General features: G+C 73.1%; 15 protein-coding genes. 12 read left to right on the forward strand and 3 right to left on the reverse strand.

Annotated elements, in window-relative coordinates; all coding sequences use genetic code 11:
• Window positions 1-3 precede the first annotated feature (3 nt).
• Window positions 4-1590, forward strand: coding sequence for a YcaO-like family protein (locus WME85_RS11965; RefSeq protein ID WP_437837775.1), 1587 nt, complete (start codon window positions 4-6; stop codon window positions 1588-1590).
• 11 nt (window positions 1591-1601) lie between these two features.
• Window positions 1602-2336, forward strand: coding sequence for an NTP transferase domain-containing protein (locus WME85_RS11970; RefSeq protein WP_437837777.1), 735 nt, complete (start codon window positions 1602-1604; stop codon window positions 2334-2336).
• Window positions 2337-2363: 27 nt separating this feature from the next.
• Here WME85_RS11970 and WME85_RS11975 read toward each other — a convergent pair whose 3' ends face one another.
• Window positions 2364-3551, reverse strand: a complete 1188-nt coding sequence (locus WME85_RS11975; RefSeq protein ID WP_437837779.1) for a glycosyltransferase — start codon at window positions 3549-3551, stop codon at window positions 2364-2366.
• A gap of 167 nt (window positions 3552-3718) precedes the next feature.
• Between WME85_RS11975 and WME85_RS11980 the strand changes: the two genes are divergently transcribed.
• The 10 genes from WME85_RS11980 to WME85_RS12025 all read left to right on the forward strand — a co-directional run bounded on the left by WME85_RS11980 (window position 3719) and on the right by WME85_RS12025 (window position 16569).
• On the forward strand, window positions 3719-5131 hold the full coding sequence (locus tag WME85_RS11980; RefSeq protein ID WP_437837781.1) for a DUF692 domain-containing protein: 1413 nt from the start codon (window positions 3719-3721) through the stop codon (window positions 5129-5131).
• A 3-nt stretch (window positions 5132-5134) separates the two neighbouring features.
• Window positions 5135-5881 (forward strand): nucleotidyltransferase domain-containing protein, encoded by a 747-nt coding sequence (locus tag WME85_RS11985; RefSeq protein ID WP_437837783.1) that lies wholly within the window; start codon window positions 5135-5137, stop codon window positions 5879-5881.
• Complete coding sequence (locus WME85_RS11990) at window positions 5878-6945, forward strand: TIGR04222 domain-containing membrane protein (RefSeq protein ID WP_437837785.1); 1068 nt, start codon at window positions 5878-5880, stop codon at window positions 6943-6945. Before WME85_RS11985 ends, WME85_RS11990 begins: the two co-directional genes overlap by 4 nt.
• Window positions 6887-8413, forward strand: coding sequence for a hypothetical protein (locus WME85_RS11995; RefSeq protein WP_437837787.1), 1527 nt, complete (start codon window positions 6887-6889; stop codon window positions 8411-8413). Before WME85_RS11990 ends, WME85_RS11995 begins: the two co-directional genes overlap by 59 nt.
• A 363-nt stretch (window positions 8414-8776) precedes the next feature.
• Window positions 8777-9808: a TauD/TfdA family dioxygenase gene (locus WME85_RS12000; RefSeq protein ID WP_437837789.1), complete on the forward strand. Its 1032-nt coding sequence runs from the start codon at window positions 8777-8779 to the stop codon at window positions 9806-9808.
• 154 nt (window positions 9809-9962) lie between these two features.
• Entirely contained in the window at window positions 9963-11306 is a 1344-nt protein-coding gene (locus tag WME85_RS12005) for an AAA family ATPase (RefSeq protein WP_437837791.1), read from the forward strand.
• Window positions 11306-11914, forward strand: coding sequence for a hypothetical protein (locus WME85_RS12010; RefSeq protein WP_437837793.1), 609 nt, complete (start codon window positions 11306-11308; stop codon window positions 11912-11914). Before WME85_RS12005 ends, WME85_RS12010 begins: the two co-directional genes overlap by 1 nt.
• 83 nt (window positions 11915-11997) lie before the next feature.
• Window positions 11998-14106 carry a radical SAM protein gene (locus WME85_RS12015; protein ID WP_437837795.1) on the forward strand — a complete coding sequence of 703 codons (2109 nt, stop codon included), beginning with the start codon at window positions 11998-12000 and terminating at the stop codon, window positions 14104-14106.
• A gap of 164 nt (window positions 14107-14270) precedes the next feature.
• Window positions 14271-14885, forward strand: coding sequence for a hypothetical protein (locus WME85_RS12020; protein ID WP_437837797.1), 615 nt, complete (start codon window positions 14271-14273; stop codon window positions 14883-14885).
• Between the two features lie 289 nt (window positions 14886-15174).
• Complete coding sequence (locus WME85_RS12025) at window positions 15175-16569, forward strand: DUF2252 domain-containing protein (RefSeq protein WP_437837798.1); 1395 nt, start codon at window positions 15175-15177, stop codon at window positions 16567-16569.
• Window positions 16570-16906: 337 nt separating this feature from the next.
• Here the strand turns inward: WME85_RS12025 and WME85_RS12030 are convergent, their stop codons facing one another.
• Both WME85_RS12030 and WME85_RS12035 read right to left on the reverse strand, forming a co-directional pair.
• Entirely contained in the window at window positions 16907-18031 is a 1125-nt protein-coding gene (locus WME85_RS12030) for a hypothetical protein (RefSeq protein ID WP_437837800.1), read from the reverse strand.
• A gap of 122 nt (window positions 18032-18153) precedes the next feature.
• The gene (locus tag WME85_RS12035; RefSeq protein ID WP_437837802.1) at window positions 18154-18396 is read right to left on the reverse strand and encodes a hypothetical protein; all 243 of its coding nucleotides are present in this window, start codon (window positions 18394-18396) and stop codon (window positions 18154-18156) included.
• Window positions 18397-18417 lie beyond the last annotated feature (21 nt).

An 18417-nucleotide genomic window follows, 5' to 3' on the forward strand; every position in this document is an offset into this window, starting at 1 on the left:
GCCATGCGAAGAGAGATCCAGATCCTGGGATACACGCCGTTCGCCAGGGAGCTCCGGGGCGCGCTCTCCGGCGCGAGCGCACCGAGCGGCGCGGCGGCCGCGAGCGTCGTCGTCGCGTGCCACTGGGACGACCTCGGCGCGCTGCGGGCGCTCGATCAGCACGCGCAGTCGCCGTGGATCCTGATCGAGGCCGGCGAGGAGGGGAGCGTCCTCGTCGGGCCGACGCTGGGCGCCGGCGGGTCGGGCTGCTTCGATTGCTTCACCGCGCGCCGCCGGTCGAACGGGGCGAAGGGCTGCCGGCCGGTGGAGGAGGCGGCCAGAGGGATGGCGGCGCGCGTCGCCGCGGCGGTGCGGCCGTGGATCGACGGCGAGGGCGCGACCGGCGCGGCCCAGATCGAGCTCTTCCCCGACGGCGGATCGCGCACGCACGGCTTCCCCCCGGCCCCCGGGTGCCCGCGGTGCGGCGCGGCGCGTCCGCCCGCGGACGCGAAGGGGATCGACTCGCTCGTGAGCGAGCGGCTCGGCGTCGTGACGCGGGTCAACGAGATCCCGAGCGGCTTCCCGGGCATCGTGGCGGCCCTGGCGGTCGGGTGCTGCACCGATCCGCTCGGGGGAAAGCAGGCGGTCCGCGCGCTCAACGACGGCATCGCGGCCGACACGACGATCGCGTCGGCCCGCGTCCGGGCGAGCGGAGAGAGCGTCGAGCGCTACTGCCCCGCGTTCGCGCCCGACGATCTGCCGCTCGCGCGCGCCCGCGATCTCGACGGCCACTGGCTCGATCCGCGCCGCCTGGCGCCGGGCGAGCCGTTCGACGAAGGCGCGCCGCTGCGCTGGGCGCGCGCCACGTCGCTCGCGGACGACAGGCCGGTCTGGGTGCCCGCGGCGTTCGTCTATTTCCCTTACCACCGCGCGCCGGGCGAGCCGTCGCTCGGCGTCCAGACGACCTGCGGCCTCGCGCTCGGCCGCACGCTCGACGAGGCGATCCAGCACGCGCTCGAGGAGCGCGTCGAGCGCGACAGCCTCATGCGCGCGTGGCGCTTCCATCTGCCCGTCGAGCGCGTCGACGTGCGCCCCGTCCCGATCGAGGGGCTCCACCTCTGCCGGCTGCCGTGCGAGAGCGGCCTCGAGGTCGTCGTCTCGCTGCTCGAGCGGCCCGAGCCGCCGTACGCCGCGACCGGCTTCGCGGCGCGCCGCTCGCTCGAGGAGGCGGCGCGCGCCGCGACGCTCGAGACCGTGGTGGTGGACATCTGGCTGCGGGGGTGGCTCGCCCGGGGCGAGCCGCCGCCCGCGTACCCTCCCCGGACGCTGAGCGATCACCCGCGCGCGCACGCGATCCGGCCGGATCTGATCGCGAGCCGGCAGCGCTGGCTGCGCCCGGAAGGCGTCGCTCGGCCCCGCCCGCCGGCGCCCGCCTGGCGGCAGGTCGCGGCGCGGCTCTCCGACGCGTGCTTCGTCGAGCTCACGACGCCGGAGGTGGCGCGGGCCGGGCTGCGGGTCGTGCGCGTGATCACGCCCGATCTCGCGCCCCTCGACTGCGACGCGCTCAGGCCGCGCCTCGACGGCGATCCGACGCCGCACCCGATCGGGTGAAGGGGGACGCCATGCAGCTTGTCTTCATCTGCGGCGGGCGCGGCACGCGGCTCGGCGAGCACAAGCCGTCCGGGGTGCCCAAGTCGATGATCGCGCTCGGCGCGGAGCCGCTCGTCGGCCGGCTCATGCGCCAGCTCCTGCCCTACCACGCCGTGAGCGCGCCCCCCGTCTTCGTCGTCGCGGGCGACGACGAGCACGTGGCGCGCTTCGCGCGCGCGCGGTGTCCCGGGGCGGCGATCGTTCGCCAGGCCGCGCCGGACGGCGTCGCGAACGCGATGCTCTGCGCGCGGCACCTCGTGCGCGGTCCGGCGCTCGTCGTCCTCGGCGACCTGGTGCTCGACGGGCGCCTCGTGGAGCCGTGGCCGCCGGCGCCCGCGCTGGCGGTCTGGTCCGGGGGCGACGCCGCGAGCGTGCGGCGCAACTACGGCGTCCGGCTGCGCGGCGAGCTCGTGGAGGAGCTCGCGGAGAAGCCGCCGGATCCGGGCGATCTCGCCTGCGGGCTCGGGCTCTACCTGCTCACCCCCGAGGTCCTCGATCTGTTCGCGCTCGCGCCGATCGACCCGTCCCGGAACGAGCGGGAGATCACCGAGGCCCTCCGCTTCGCGATGCGCCGGGGCGTCCGCTTCTCGGCGCTCCGGTTCGAGGGCCGCTACATCAACATCAACACCCCGGCTGACCTCGACGCCGCGCGCGCGCTCGACGCCGCGCGCGCGCTCGACGGCGCGGCCGCCGCGCCGCGCGGCTGACGCTCACGCCGGCCCGCGCGGGGGGCGTCAACAACGGCGCGCGGCCTCCTCGAAGACCGCCTCGTACCGCGCCGCCGCGCGCTCCTCGGTGAAGTCGCGGCGCGCCGTCTCCCACGCGGCGCGCCCGATCCGCGCCCGCAGCGCGGGATCGGTCAGCAGGGCGACGCAGCGCTCGGCGAAGCCCGCGACGTCGCGCACGTCGCGGAGGAACCCGTTCTGCCCCTCGGCGATCACCTCGGGGAAGAAGGCGCGGCGCGCCGCGACGGCGGGCGTGCCCTCGGCGAGGCTGTCGAAGAAGCTCCAGTGCCCGGCGCTCTCGAAGATCGGAAAGACCGCGGCGTCCACCGCGGCGAGGAGCTCGCGGTACACCGGGAACGGCTGCAGCCCGCGGAACATCAGCTCGCGCTCGGCCACGCCCGCGGTCCGCAGGGCGAAGTCCTTGAAGCTCTCGCCGCCGAGCGCGGCCTGCTCGCTGCCGTAGTGCGTGACCGGCTCGCCGACGACGAGGAAGGCCGCCCCGGGCAGGGCGCGCCGGACCTCGCGCGCCGTCTGGACGAAGACGTCGAAGCCGCGCATGGCCTCGAGCGTCCTCCCGAAGTAGCCGAGCAGGGGCGCGTCGGCCGGCAGCCCGTGACGCTCCCGGAGGGCTCTTCGCTCGGCGGCGCCCCTGAACGGCCCGACGCGGAAGCCCTCCATGCTGACGCGCACGCGCGGCGCGACGTCGGGCGGGAGCAGCCCTGCGGCGTGGCGGGAGGGCGTGATGATGAGATCGGACCCGCGCAGGCTCTGGTCGACGAGGGCGCGGTGGGCCTCGCCGGCCTCGATGTCCTCGCGCGAGGGCGGGAACTCGGGCCGCGCCGTGGCCATCTCCCGCCCGGGCAGCTCGACGTGGGAGACGACGGGCGCGCCGGTGACGCGGCGGATCTCGTGGGTGCAGCCGAAGCTCGCCTGTCCGAAGACCACATCGAAGCGCTCGTGCCGGAGCGGCTCGACCGCATTGGCGACGGCGCGCGCCGTGCCCAGGAAGGACCCGACCGCGCGCTCGGCCCGGCTCCCCGAGGCGACGCGGACCGGCGTGAAGGGCACCGACCGGAGCCCGGCCGCCTCGCCGGTGCCGTCCGGCGCGACGAGCGTTATCTCGTGAGCGCGGCGGAGCACCTCGAGGATGCCGGAGAACTGGCTATGACGCGCGAGGGCGATGGTGAGGATCTTCATTCGGCACCACGTCGAGCCTCGCGCGCGGCGCCGGGTCGCGCAACGCTCGAGGCGGGAGTGCGGACATAGCGTGTCCATGCGAGGAGACGGCCGTGAGCGGCCGGGCCGGCGCCGCACGCCCCTATCGCGAGCCCCCTCGGCCGGGGCAAACTGGGCGAGGTCCTCGCGTGCTCGATCGCTCCTCCAGCAGCTCGCCCCTCTCCGGCGCCGGCCTCGCCGGCGTCGGCCTCGTCGGCATCGGCTTCCGCCCCGAGATCGCCGCCGATCTGCTGTCCGCGCCCGACGCCGTGGACTTCGTCGAGGTCGTGGCCGAGGCCTGCTTCGCCAGCCCGGCCGCGCGGCGCGAGGCCTCGGCCGTCGCGCGCATCTGGCCGGTGGTCCCCCACGGCGTGAAGCTCTCGCTGGGCAGCGCCTCGGGCATCGACCTCGATCGCGCCCGCCGCCTCGGGGCGCTCTGCCGGGAGCTCGCGGCCCCCGTCGTCAGCGAGCACGTGGCCTTCGTGCGCGGCGGCGGCCACGAGATCGGCCACCTCACCGCCCTGCCGTACACGGTCGAGGCGGCCCGCGTCGTCGCCCGGAACGTCGCCGCCGCGCGGCGCGCGCTCCCGGACATCCCCCTCCTGCTCGAGAACGCGGCGTGCACGCTGCGCTTCCCCGGCGAGGCCCTCGAGGAAGGGCGCTTCTACGCCGAGGTCGTCGACCGCACCGGCTGCGATCTCCTCCTCGACATCGGCAACGTCTACGCGAACGCCGTCAACGCCGGCGCCGATCCCAACGAGCTCGCCCGATCGTACCCGCTCGATCGCGTCGCGATGATCCACGTCGCCGGGGGCGCCCGCGAGCACGGCTTCTACTTCGACACGCACGCCCACCCCGTCCCCGATCCGGTCTTCGCCCTGCTCGCCGCCGTGCTCGCGCGCACCGGGCCGGTCCCGATCCTCCTCGAGCGCGACGGCGACTTCCCGCCCTTCGCCGACCTCGCGGCCGAGCTCACGATCGCCCGGCAGCTCGCCCGGTCCGCGCCGCCTCGCCCCGCGCCGCCCGCCCCCCGCGCGGCGCTGCGGCGCGCGCCCACCGCCGAGCCGCCCGCGGAGTCCCCCGCGCTCGCCGCGGTGCAGGCGCGCGTGGCCGAGCTGCTCACGGCCCCTCTCGCCCCGCCGCCGGACGCCGTGCGACCGCTGGATCCCGCGGATGTCGCCCGGTCGCGCGCCATCCTCCAGCGCAAGCGCGTCGACGACGCGCTCCCGCTGTTGCCCCGGCTCTCGTCGCACCGCGAGGCCACGGCGCGGCTGGCGGCCCGGTGCGTCGAGGCGTCGCCGCGGGCCCCGCGCCTGACCGCCGTCGCCGACGCGCTCCGGATCGCCGCCGCGGCGGAGGCCGACGCGCGGCTCGCGCCCGAGGCGATCGTCGATCGCCTGCTCCTCCGCGCCCGCTTCGTCGGGCCCGCGGCCGACGGGAGCGTGCGGCCCAGGCGCCTGCCGTTCATTCGACGAGAGCGGCTGCCTGGAGGTCGGGTAATCTGGGCGATCAAGGGGATCGGCTCGAGCGCCGAGGTCCGGCTGATCGAGCCGCGAGGATAGGGCATGAAGACAGGAACCATCGCCAACGGGAGCGCCGTCTCCAGGCTGCCGGCGCCGGTGCAGGCGCGGCTGGTCGAGCTCAAGGACAGCCTGGAGCGGACGCTCGGCGACGAGCTTGCGTGCCTGCTCGTCTACGGGAGCGCGGCGCGCGGCGATTACCGCGACGGGCAGAGCGACGTCGACCTCATGGTGGTGCTCGAGCAGGCGTCCCGCGCCGGCCTCGACGCGATCGCCAACGCGCTCAAGCTGGCGCGCTACGCGGCGCGGATCGAGGCGATGATCCTGACGGCCGCCGAGATCCCGCGGGCGGCGGACGTGTTCCCGCTGCTCTACGACGACATCCGCCGGTGCCATGTCCTCCTCTCCGGGCGCGACCCGTTCTCGGCGCTCGTGATCGACGGCAAGAACCGCCGCCTGCGCGTCGAGCAGGAGCTCCGGGAGGCGCAGATCCGGCTCCGGCGCGCGGTGGTGGACGGGATGGGCTCGGACGACGCCCTGCGGGGCGCGGTCCTCCGCAAGGTGAAGCAGATCCGCGGCCCGCTGCACGCCCTGCTCGGCCTGCGCGGGGTCGACGGGGGCGACGATCTCGCGACGGTGCTCGCGGGCGCGGGCAAGCTCCTCGGCGCCGACGTCGCCCCGCTGCAGCGCGCGCACGAGGCGCCGGTCGCGGCCTACGAGGCGCTGGCGGAGCTGCTCGCGCGCGCGGTCGACGACGTCGATCGGCTCGAGCACGAGGAGGCGGCGCGATGATCCACGAGATCTTCGACTTCTTCCCGTTCAACGTGGAGTCGGGGCCGGTGTTCCTGCTCTTCTACTTCGCGTTCTCGGTGGCCGGCCTCTTCTTCGCCGCGATGGCGCGCCAGGCCCTCGGCGTGTCGCTCGATCGGTCGGCGCTGCCGGGCGGCGCGCCGGTGGCCGCGGCCGCCGCGGCGGGCACGCCTTACCGCTTCCATGCGCAGCCGCCGCAGCGGCAGCGGCTCTCGGCGGGCTGGATCCCGCAGCCGGACGAGTACTGGGCGATCGCGTACCTCCGGGACGGGAACAAGGGCGTCGCCGCCACGCTGATCGCCGTCGCGATGGGCGCGGGGTGGCTCGTCCCCGTGGGGGACGCGAAGGAAGCGCCGCAGGCGTTCCAGGTCGTGGGCGGCGCGCCGCCGCGGGACCGGGTGCTGTCGGCGCTGTTCGGCTTGCTCAGCGCGCTGCGCCCGGGCGGCGACCCGAGCGCGACGCTCTCGGTGGAAAATGTGCGCGCGTGCGCGGACCGGGTCGCGTCCGACGTCGAGCGGGAGCTCCGCGCGGAGCTGGACGCCGCCGGGATGCTCCGCTCGCGCGGGACCGTCGCGATCCTCTCGGCCGTCGTGTGGGCGATCGGCCTCGTCCTGCTCGGCATCGGGCTGATCCGCGTCCTGCGCGCGGAGGAGCTCCACCGGCCGCACACGTTCCTCGTGATCGAGATGATCGCGCTCCTCTTCGTCACGTGGATCGTGGCGACGCGCACGAGCCCTTACAGCTCCATGAAGTCGGCCTATCTCCGCTGGCTCGAGGACTCGACGGTCTCGCTCCGCGCCGACGTCGCCGGCGGCCGCCGCCGGGAGGCGGTGGACATCGGCTTGACGGTGGCGGCGGCCGGCACGGCGTCGCTCGCGCTGTCGCCGCTCTTCGGGCCGATGGTCTACGCGATCACCCCGCCCGTCGTCGTCTCGCGGAGCGGCGACTCGTCCGGCGGATCGAGCTGCAGCTCGTCGAGCTGCGGCGGTGGCGGCGGCTGCGGCGGCGGCGGCGGCTGCGGCGGTGGCGGTGGCTGCGGCGGGTGAAGCCTGCTTCGAGGTGCTCGACGCGCTCGGCCTCTGCCGGCTGACCCGGCGCACCGGCGACCTCGACGGCGCGGTGCCGCTCCGCGTGGCCAAGGCGTGCGTGCCGCTCCTGGAGGGCAACGCGTTCGGGCTGCAGATCGCGCTGGCGCGGCCGATCGAGGTGCAGCGGCGGCTCGGGTCGCTCCGCGCCGAGCCGGCGGGTGAGGGGGGCGAGGCGCTCCTCCGCGCGCACCGCGCCGCGCTGCCCCGGCTGGTCTCGCAGGGCTTCCTGGCGCCGGAGGGGGCGTGGCACCGGGCGCTGCGCGCCGGCCTCGCGTGGGGGTGCCGGACGGGGCTCGGGCCGCCGCGCCTGCGGCTGTGGACCGGGCTGCTGGTGCGCCCGGACCCGGGCATCTGGCTGCGCGTCGCGGGCGCCGCCAACCGCCGGAACGTGCTGATCGAGGTGAGCGAGGCGTACCTCGCCGACGAGAGCGCCTTCGTCCCGCTGGTGGTCGAGCTGCGCCTCCGCGACGAGGCGCCCCGGAGCCTGCGGCTCGAGGGCGAGATCGGCTGCATCGCGCCGGTGCGGCCCGACGTGGAGATCGAGGGGTGCGCGCTCGCGGATGCGCCCGAGGTGGGGCGGGCGCACGCCGAGTTCTACGACGCGCGCTACTTCGCGGTGAAGAAGGGCGAGGTGACGCGCAAGTACCGGCGCCTGGTGGGGGACAGGGCGCGGGCAGGGGAGAGGAAGGCGAGGGCGGGGGAGGGGAGCGCGGGCGGCGCGGGAACCGCGGGCGGCGCGGGAACCGCGGGCGGCGCGGGAACCGCGGGCGGCGCGGGAACCGCGGGCGGCGCGGGAACCGCGGGCGGCACAGGTAGCGCCGGGGGCGCGAGCAGGGCGCGCGCGCGGCTCGTCGTGGCCGGCCCGGGGGCGCCCGAGATCGACGAGGTCGCCGAGGTCACGACCGCGGCCGGGCCGGATCCGGTCCCCTGGCGCGGCGGGGCTCGGCTCGCGTCCGTGGTGGTGCGGAACGCCGTCGCGTTCCGCGCGACATTCGACGGGCACACGCTCGCCGTCGCGCCGGATGCGCCGCGCCTGGCCGAGGGGGCGGCCGCGGTGGAGCGCACCTTCGCCCAGGTCTACGGCGACGACTTCCTCGCCGCGAACCGCGGGGCGCTCTGGTACCTGACGAAGTACTTCACGCCTCACCCGCCGGGCGAGCCGCACTTCTTCGTGAAGCCGTGGGCGTTCACCCGGACGCCGCCAGGCTGGTCGAGCCTGCTCGAGGGCGTCCACGGCGACGGCTACGACGTGATGCGCGGGGTGGTCGCGACCGACGCGTTCTTCGCGACCCCGGCGGTGTTCCACGTGCGCCGCATCGGAGCGCCGATCGAGGTGCCCGAGGGCGCGCCGCTGCTCCGGGTCCTGCCCGTCCCCCGCGACCTGCTCCGCGCCGGCTTCCGGGAGGCGCGCTTCCTCGATGGGTGAGCGAGGGCGGGGTGGACGGGCGGTCTCTGTACCGGAACGCCATGCCAGACGCTTCCGAGCACTGCTCTGGAGCGATGCTCGGAGGAGAGAGAGATGAACCGCCAAGAGCGCCAAGAGCGCCAAGAACAGAAAGAGAAATTATCTCTTCTCTCTTGGCGTCTTGGCGGCTTTGTTTCATCTCTGTCTGGAGCGCGGTGCCAGGCATGGCTGAGCGCCGCCCTCAAGGAGAGAGATTGAACCGCAGAGGCACAGAGGGCACAGAGGAAGAGAGAAGAGGGCGATGAGAGGCTCTGCGCTCCGAGTCGGTATGTGGCTGGTGGCCATGAAGGTTGAACGTCGTGAGATATCGAGCGCAGGACGTGGATGCGCGAGCGATGGATCCGGCCCGGGGCGGAGCGTGGTCCGGTGAGCCTGCTCGACGAGCTCGCGGCGCGCGGCTTCTCGGTCCTCCGCGGCGACGACGCCGCCGCGCTGGCCCTCGAGGAGGCCGCGCGGGCGCCATGGACCTTCGCCGAGCGGCTCCTCGGGGCGAGGCCGCTCCTGGTCGAGCGGCAGCCGATCAAGGCGGTGCCGGGGGGCAGATCGTTCGCGGCGAGCTCGGTGGCGGCGCCGCTCCACACCGACAGCCAGAGCTTCGCGGGCGCGCCGCCGGCCGTGCAGATCATGGCCTGCGTCAGGCCCGCGGAGCGCGGCGGCGGGTGCCTCCTGCTCGACGGCTGGGCGCTGCTCTCGACGATCGAGCGCGCCGATCCGGAGCTCTTCGATGCGCTCTTCACGGTGTACCGGCGCATCCCGTTCGTCTTCGGCGACTTCTTCGGGCCCACCGTGTCGCTCCGCGGCGGCGCGCTCTCGTTCACGCACGCGCCGGTCGTGCCGCCGGGGGACGCGATCGCGGCGCGCCTGGCGCGGTCCGTCGAGGCGTCGCGGCGCGAGGTGATCGAGCTGTCGCTCGACGCCGGGGACATCCTGGTCGTCGATAACCGGCGCATGCTCCACGGGCGGCGGGCGTTCGAGGGCGGGGCGCGCGAGTTCGTCCGGCTCCTCGTATGGACTGAGGCGCAGCTCCCGTCGCCGCGCGCGTACCACGCGCTCGCCGCTCAGGTCGCCGAGGCGGCCTCGCGCCGCCTCGCCGCCGCGCCGCCGGCCACGCGGCGGCGGCTCGGCCTCGGCGCGCCGCCGCCGGCCGAGGCCCGCCGCCGCCTCGGGCTGGTCCTGGAGATGCTGCGCGGCGTCCCGCCAGGCGTCCTCGCGGCCCGCGAGCGCATCCCCGAGCCGCACCTTTACCGCCTCCGCGACGCGGCCCTCGCCGCCGCCGAGGAGGCGCTCGCGGGCGCTGCGGAGGGCGCGGACGACGGCGCGCTGGCCGAGGCGATCGCGCGGATGAGCCGGGGGTGAGCGGCGGTCGTGGGCGGGGATCCTGGCCCTGTGCGACGAAGAGCCCGCCCCTCAGGCGCAAGGTACGTGGAGCGAGCTGCGTACGTCCGCCCGGCAGTTGCGGTAGCGCGCTGCGCTGGCCCGGGCCGGGGGCCGTGTGTAGCATCGCGCCGTCATGAGGATCGCGTCGTTCTGGGCCAAGGGCTACCGCAGCCTCCGGGATGTCCGCGTGGACGATCTCGGTCCGTTCAACGTCTTCTATGGCCCGAACGGGAGCGGCAAGTCGAACCTCCTGGAAGCCGTGAGCACGCTTTTCCTGCTGGCCGATGTGATCACGGAGAGCGGGGCGCTGTCGAGCGTTGAGGGCGCTGTGAGAGCGTGCGATGCGGGTGTGCTCAGCCGGCGCGATGTCTGCGCTCATGACCCGTCACAAGTCATCCTGCTAGGGGCTCGGCTCGTGGCGCCGCAAGACGAGACTCTGGTACCAGCTGGGCTGCTTTCCGCGCCGGAGCTCGTCATGGAGGTGACCGTTGATTGGACTCTCGAGCGGCAGCCGAGCCTCTCGTTGTCGGTCCTCAGATCAGGGGACGAGGATCTGCGGGGGCTTTTATCGTCGCTCCCCTCGTCCGAGCGTGAGTCCGAACAGTCCCGCCGACGCATCCAGCTGAGAAAGCTGTTTTTCGAGCTATCAACCGGCGCTTACACGCTCGTGAGCGCGGACCGCCAGCCCCGGCACGAAGAGACCGCCGCTCCGCCCGAGGGGGAAGACGTCATCGCCTGGCATCTCCGCGCCGGCCGCCTCAAGAGCGCGCTGCTCGCGGCTCAGCTCAGCCCGAGCCACGAGGTTCGCCGCAAGCTCGCCTCGTTCCGAGCGTTGCTCGCGGGGGAGCCGCTTCATCGCCCTCCCTTCGCCCCGGTCCAGGACCCGCGGACCGGCGAGATCGATCTGCGCGAGCTCCTCCCGGAGCCCAACCCCGAGGGCCGCGACGTCTCCATCGATCTCGTCGGCCTCGGTGTCGCGCAGGTTTATACGATCCTGGCGGGCGCCATGCTGCTCGGCGCCCGCGCCGTCGGCATCGAGGAGCCGGAGGCCCACCTCCACGCCCCGACGAGCGGCCGCTCCCTGCGCCAGTTGCTCGTGCGCCTCGTCGAGGAGCAGCACATCGACCAGCTCTTCATCGCGACCCACTCCAACCTGTTCGACCTCGACCCTACGGGGTATTACGACGTCTCGCTCCAGGACGGCTGCACTGTCGTCGAGCGTGCGGACCTCCCGCGCATCGATCGCGAGCACCTCTATGAGCCAGGCCCCGCGAAGCGCGCGCTGGAGCACCTCCTCCAGTACGCGCCGGAAGACGAGGTCGTCTTCCGGCGACCCGATGGCGCGGGCGTCACGGCCAAGGAGATGCTGCAGCTGCTTCAGGAGGACGACGCGGTGGCCCTGCACTTCCTGCAAGACATCCACGGGGCCGCCGTGCGCATGGTCAAGGTCCAGGCGAAGAAGCGTCAGGCGGGCTGATGGCGCGCTTTCTGGTCTTCGCGGCCTGGACCCCGGATGACGCCGCGCTGTGGAACAGCCGCTGGATGGCCGAGCAGACCATCCGTCTCGCCGCCGGGGCCGAGGCCATCGCCGTACAGGGCGGCGCTGCCGTCCGCAGGACACTGGAGTCCGCGCTGGAGGACAGCGCGCTCGATGGCGTGGCGCTCTTCGGCCATGGGCTGCCTCACGCGGTCATGGGCTCGGACGCGCGCGAGGCCCTGGACGCTGGGAACGCGGCGTGCGTTGGTCCTCGATGGGCCCACAGCACGGCGTGCAACACCGGTATTGCGCTCGTGCCCGCCTGCGCGGGACATCCGGGGCTGTTCGTCGGCTACGATGTGCGGCTCATCGTCGAGTGGACTGTCGAGGAACTCCCTGACGTGCTCCGGGAGCTGCTCGCCCGGCTCGTGACGGCCACCACGCTCGGCCTGCTCGCTGGTGTCCGCGCGCGGACTGACCTCCAGCGCCGCGCCGCGACCGCGGCGGACGAGCTCACGGCGTGGGTCGTCGAGAATGCCGAAGACGGATACCTGGGCGTCCTCGTCCTCGCGCAGCAGCTCGTCGATCGCATGGTCGTCAGCCGCTGACTACGTTGCACTGAAGGGATGGACCTCGCCGAGAGCCCTCCCCTGATGATCCAGCGCCGCAGCAAGGGTAGACTCCCCGTGTCATGGAAGACGCGATCCCCCTGCCGTCCCGCGATGTGTTCCGGCCCCACGCGCTCGACGGGGCGCTCCTCTGGTTCCATGCGCGAACGGGGACGAACGTGCGCTGGGACGGGGCCGCGACGCGCCGGCTGACGAGGCGGGCCCCGCGCGTCGCGCTGTTCGGGATCACCAACCGGTGCAACCTCGCGTGCTCGTTCTGCTCGCGGGACCTGGACGCGGCGAGCGCGTGGACGGTGGACGGGGCCTTCGACGTGCTCTCGGGCCTCGCGCGCCGCGGCCTCCTGGAGGTGGCTTTCGGCGGAGGAGAGCCGCTGGCATTTGCCGGCTTCGACGAGCTCTTGACGCGCCTCGCCGAGCAGACCGGGCTCGCTCTCCACGTCACGACGAACGGCACATTGCTCACGGAGCGGAGGCTCCGTGCGCTCGCGCCGCACATCGGCGAGATCCGGGTCTCCGTGTATCAAGACACGCCCTGGGAGGACCGGCTGGAGCTGCTCGCGGCCGCGGGCGTGACGTTCGGCGTGAACGTGCTCGCGACGCCGGCGCAGCTCCCGTCGCTGCCCGCGCTCCTCGCGCGGCTCGCCCGGCTCGGGTGCCGCGACGTGGCGCTGCTACGGTATGTAGGGCTCGATCCGGCCAACCACCTTGACCGGGACGGCGAGCGCCGCCTCGCCGAGATCATCGCCGACAGCCCTGTTCGAGCGCGGTTATCGGTCTGCTTCGGAGACAGGCTGGAGCCCGTGCCGCGCCTCTTCGAGGGGGTGGACGGCGACTGTGGCGCGGGTCTGGACTTCGTGACGATCACCTCGGACCGCACGCTCAAGGCCTGTTCGTTCCAGAAGCGGGGAGTGCCCGTCGGGTCGGCGGGCGACGTGCTCGCTGCCTGGTCTGCCGAGCGAGAGCGGCTCCTCGGCCCCGCGCCGCTCCCGGGCTGCGCCAGGCCCGCGCGGCGCAAGGCACAGCTCTCCGACGGCATCCGTATCTGGCAGGGGTTCTCCGGCAACAACAGCGGCGACTGCGTGCTCGTCGGGCGCTTCGAGGAGCTCGATGACGCCCGTCGCTATATCGAAGATCTCTTGCCGGGGTGGACGCCGGGCGAGCGGTACGGGAAAGCGTGGCGATCGCTCCTGGAGCGCGAGGGGATCCGCCTGGACGACGGAGAGGTGGCGCCGGACTCGATCGCGCGTGTCGGGGGGAGCGTGATGTTGCACACCGACATGGCCGTGGACGACGACTTCCCTTCACTGCGAGCGCTCCTGTGGAAGCGGGGCGGGCGAGCCGTGTATTCGGGCGTCCACGAGCACGATCCGGTGGAGATCGTGGCGGGCCTGCGGTTCGAGGACGCGGCGTCGCTGGAGGCGGCGGAGGTCGCGCTGGCGGTCGACGACGTCGCCGTCCTCGAGAGGCGCGGCCTCGACCTGTACGGCCCCGTCCCGGTCCGCGGCGTATCGCTCTCCTCCGGAACACCGGATCTGGGAGCGCTCCACGGCGCCATCTCGCAGCTCGAGGCGATCGCAGAGAAGCACGGTGCCGTTCTGGCCGCCGAGCTGGCCCCGCTTCCCGGTGAGGTCCGCTGGCCTGATGCGCTCGCCGCCCGCCCCCCGCGCGCCGATCGCGCGCGACTCTGGGCCTCGTTCCCGGACGCCGGGACGGCCGCCGCCATGGCCGATTCGCTCGACGGCAGGGCGGTGCTCGCGGACCGCTATCTCATCGCCACGTCCTCGCGAATCCCGGCGCGCTACGGCTTCCTGATCCAGCGTGCTGGCGGGACCGCGGAGTGGATGGGCGGCGGGCCGGTCCGGCTTTCCGCCGCGTTCTGGCGGCGTTCCCAGGAGGATACGGCGTGCATGGCGCCCTCGGCGCTCAAGGTGGCGTTGCGGCCTTATCTGACCGCGGAGGACGAGCTCGCGACCGACCAGGAATGGATCCACCCCCGCGCCACGGTGATCACCGGCGAGCCGGGTCGCGTGCTCCCTGCGCTCATCGACTTTGCGCACAGCCACGGGCTGGCGATGTCGCTCGACGCGGCGCCGCGTGACCGCATCGTCGCCGTGATCGCGCGCCTGAAGGACGACCTTGCGCGGGCGCAGAAGGTCGCGCGGAAGAAATAGTGCGCTGGCGCCTCCCCTCTTTCACCTCCGGATCGTGGCTCCACGACCTCTCGATGACCAGGGCGCGGCCCGGACCGAGCACCAGGCCGTCGAGGCCCTCGCCGCGCCACCGGCCCGATCTTCCGCGTTGGTGATCCGCGCCGGCCGGGATACGCTCTCGAGGCATGGCGTCACGTCCTCTCCTCGGGGCGGCCTCGCTGTGTGGGCTCGCCCTCGTCTGCGCTGCGTGCAAGCCGGCGGCGGAGCCGCTGCCGGCCCGTGTCCGCATCTCCATCGACGGCGCCGTCATCAGCCCGGCCAAGGCGGACGGGAGTCAATGGGACGGGATGGGCGCGGTCGCGCCGGGGGCGCTCACCGCCATCGGCGGCCTCCTCCGCACGGAGCACCCGGCCGCGGCGGCCGCCAGCGTGGCCGGGTTCGCCGCGGAGGCGGCGGGGGCGGGCACCGAGCCGCCGGAGCCCTTCGGCTCGGCGGAGCTGTTCGTGGGCGCGCGGTCGCTCGGACGGCGCGCGCTCGATCGATCGGGGCAGCGCGACACGTGCACGCCAGGATGGAACGGCCCACCGACGTGGCGCGGCGTGCCGCTCACGCCGGACGTCCACGTGAGCGGTGAGCTCATCGACAGGGACCTCATCAACGACGACTTCATCGGCAGGTTCGCGATCAACCACGGTCACCTCGTCGCGGCGCTCCGGGCGCGTACCGTCTATCCGGTGGCGGTCGACAACCAGGCCGCCGGACAGGTGCTGTTCGTCTGGATCGAGGTCTGGCCAGATTAGCCGGGCGGGGGCTGCTCATCGCGGCGGCGCTCCGGGAGCTCCCGCCGCAACGCGCCCTCCGCGCCGGACAACCATATCGTCGTGGAGCACGTCCTCACGGCGGCGCTGAAGCGGACGCGCGAGCGCGCTCGCTGAGGGGGCTCACCGTTTCCCGGCGGCGCCCGCCGCGTCCATTGCGGCGGCGCGACGAGCGCGCGACGAGGGCGCGTCAAGCGGCGTGAGCTCCTTGCTGCACGCGCGGCGATCGACGTACCCATCCCCAACTACGCTCGCCGCCAGGAGCAAGATCATGTTCAATCCGTCGATTCCAGCGCTCACCGCGCGCCGTTGCTGTTTCGTCGCTGCCTTCTCCGCTGTGGGCCTCGTCGCCGCGCCCGGCTCGGCGGCCACGAGCCGCACGAGCTATGTCGTCGCCGAGATCACGAGCGCCAACGCGGGCCTGCCCGCGGGGGCCCGGACCGAGAAGTATGCGCAGATGGAGGCTTCCCCTTTCGCGTTCTTCCGCGGCTCGAACCACCTCTACTGGAAGGATCTCGGGAGCTCGTCCCAGCTCTCCACGTACGGCGGCGCGAGCGCCACCCGGACGTGGCTGGGCGGCGACATGCACGTGAGCAACACGGGCTCCTTCGATGATGACCAGGGAGACATCGTATTTGCGATCAACGATTTCGACGAGGCGGTCATCGGCGACTACCAGCTCGACGTCTGGCGGCTCGCCGCGAGCCTCGCGCTCGTCGCGCGCGAGAACGGCGGCTACAGCCTCGCCGACCAGGGCGCTCTCCTCGACGCGTTCACCGAGGCGTACCTCGACGCAATCGCGAGCTACGCCGGGAACAGCCAGGAGACCACGCGGAAGTTCACGGCGAGCGATACCTATGGCCTGCTCGACGATTTCCTCGACGACGTCGAGTCCTCGAACAGCCGGGTCGAGATGCTCGACGATTGGACGGTCAAGGTCGGCGGCGTGCGCAGGCTCGACACGGCGAGCAACCCCGACCTCGCCGCGGTGACCGCCGCCGTCGATACCGACGTACGCGGCCACATGTCGGCTTACCGAGCCACCCTGAGCGGCGGCGGCGCCGGGCTGCCGGCCGCCTATTTCGCGGTGAAGAGCGTCGCCCAGCGACTGCACAGCGGCATCGGCTCGCTCGGCGCGACGCGGTATTACGTGCTCATCGAGGGGCCGACCTCCGGACAGGACGACGACCGCATCCTCGACGTCAAGGCCCAGGGCGCGCCGAGCGCCTTCCTCGGCATCGCCGCGGCCGCCGTCTCGCAGACCAACGCGGCGAGCGGCGGCGACCACGCGTACCGGACGGTGCTCGCGTACAAGGCGCTCGGCTACCGGGTCGACGATCTGCTCGGCTGGATGACGCTCTCCGACGGCCAGAGCTACAGCGTGCGCGAGCGGTCGCCCTACAAGGACACGTTCGACACAGCGAGCCTCACGACGATGACCCGCTTCACCAACCTCGCAGAGCAGTGGGGCGAGCTCCTGGCGACGCAGCACGCGCGCGCCGACGAGGACTGGGATGCTGCGGTGTTCCCGGACTCGGTCGACGGGGAGATCGACGCGCTCACCGACGGGGACCACGCCGGCTTCCGCGCCAAGGTGCGGGCGATCGCCCTCGATTACGCCGACCAGGTCGCGCTGGATTACGCGAGCTTCTGCGCCAATTTCTGACGGCCGGGCGCGGGGTGCGCGCGGTTCAAGACCGCCCGGAGAGAGGACCCTGCCTGACCCGGAGCGAGCAGCGCCGGCAACCTGTGCCGCCAAGGCCGCGATCTGTGCCAAACGAGGGGGGCGGGGACTGGCACAGACGCAATGCATTGCGACACACCGGGGTCCGGACCCCTCGACGACGCTCAGTGGAGCGTTGTTCGGGGCCAACTTGTGCCAAGAATTGCTCCAGAATGCGCATTTTCATGCCATCGACCGCCCGGGGACGCTGCTCGTTGTGCCAAAAGGGGGTCCGGACCCCGCCGGACCGCAGCGCACAGCGCTGAACGGAGCAGCCAGCTCAGGTGAACTGAAAGCTCTCCACGACCTCGCGGAACACCGCGCGCATCTCTGCGAGCGTCTGATCTCGGCGGGGGTTCGCCTTCGCGATGCAGCCGAAAAGCGAGATATGCGCCACGCGATCGCCGGCCTCGGCGCGGAAGACGCCGTTCGCGGAGGAGCCGTCGATCGCCGGACCGATGAAATCGAACGCGAACCCCGCGGCGTCCCCTGATACCACGGGGACATCCGCCGTTCGGCGGCGAACCTCGCCCTCCTTGGACTCGGCGAGCGCCTCGAGCTTGCTCACGATGCCGTCGCGCTCGGCGGCAATCTGCCCAGCAGCGCCGTGGGACAGGGTGACGGAGAGCGTCGTCGCACAGGTGTTGCCGCCGAGCTGCGTGGAATACGTGACGGTCCGGAGACCAGACTTCTCGACCTCCTCCCGGTGGAGGAACCAGGTCGCCGGGTACGTGAGCGAGAACGCCCCGTGATCGATGCGCTTCGGGTGCGAGAAATCCACGAAGTCGTCGTACGAATCGGGCATGCTCCCCTTGGGATCGCTCCACCCGAACGAGGTCACGGTGATCGGGTTCTTGCCGCCGTCGATCGACATGCAAGCCACGCCCGTCAGCATCACGCGCGGGTTGAGATCATGGTGCTTCTGAACCTCAGCCCCTGGGATGGGCGTGACGAGCGGGTACGCCCGGTCGATCCCGCACGGATAGCGGACCTCACGCGCAGCACCGCGCAGGGCCTCCTTCGCGGCGTCCCAGCGACGGACCATGAGAAGGTTCATGGCCATCGACGTCTGCATCTCGGGCTCTTGAATGAGCCTCTCCACGCCGGCGCTCCCGTCCATGGGGGCACCTCGGGTCCGCTCGACCCGACCCGGGAGAGGGTCAGGCGCGTCCAGTGAGGCCCCCGGAACGGAGCGGAACCAGGCGGTGCACTCGCCGAGCCGGGTCTTGAAGTCTGCGGAGAGGGCCCAGGATCCATCTTCCATCTGGCCATGGAGGCGAATCGCCACGGCCGTCCAGCTCCCGTCCTCACGCTCGAGGAAATAGCTCACATACTGGCCAGCTCTCCACGCCGGATGTATGGGCTGACGCTTCGAACCGAGGCGCTTCTTGAGCCAATCCAGCATCGTTCACCTCCGATACGAGCGCCTCAGTGCTCTCGGCGCGCGACCGCATCACCAGGTGACCCTACCGCGAGGTAGCGTAGGAAGGAACAGCGTCGTCCCCGTCGCCTGGTTCCTCGCCGCCCTCACGGCGGATCCCCACCTCGAGGTGACCAGGACGTCCTCGTCCCGTCAATGCTCTTCATCATCGTCACCTCGGGGGCGACCTCGGAGCTCTCGGAGGTCCGGAACGGAAAACCGAGGCCGCCGCGGAGCAGGAGCCCGTCCGCGACCGACGCGGCCTCGCTGTCGTCCGCTATCTCGCCCGACGCGAGGGCGTAGGTGACGCCGGGGGTCCTGTCCGCTCGAAGGTCAGCCCGATCAGCCAACAGCAAGATTCCCGCGTCGCG

The sequence above is a fragment of the Sorangium sp. So ce1153 genome (assembly GCF_051521595.1).
Lineage (GTDB): Bacteria > Myxococcota_A > Polyangia > Polyangiales > Polyangiaceae > Sorangium.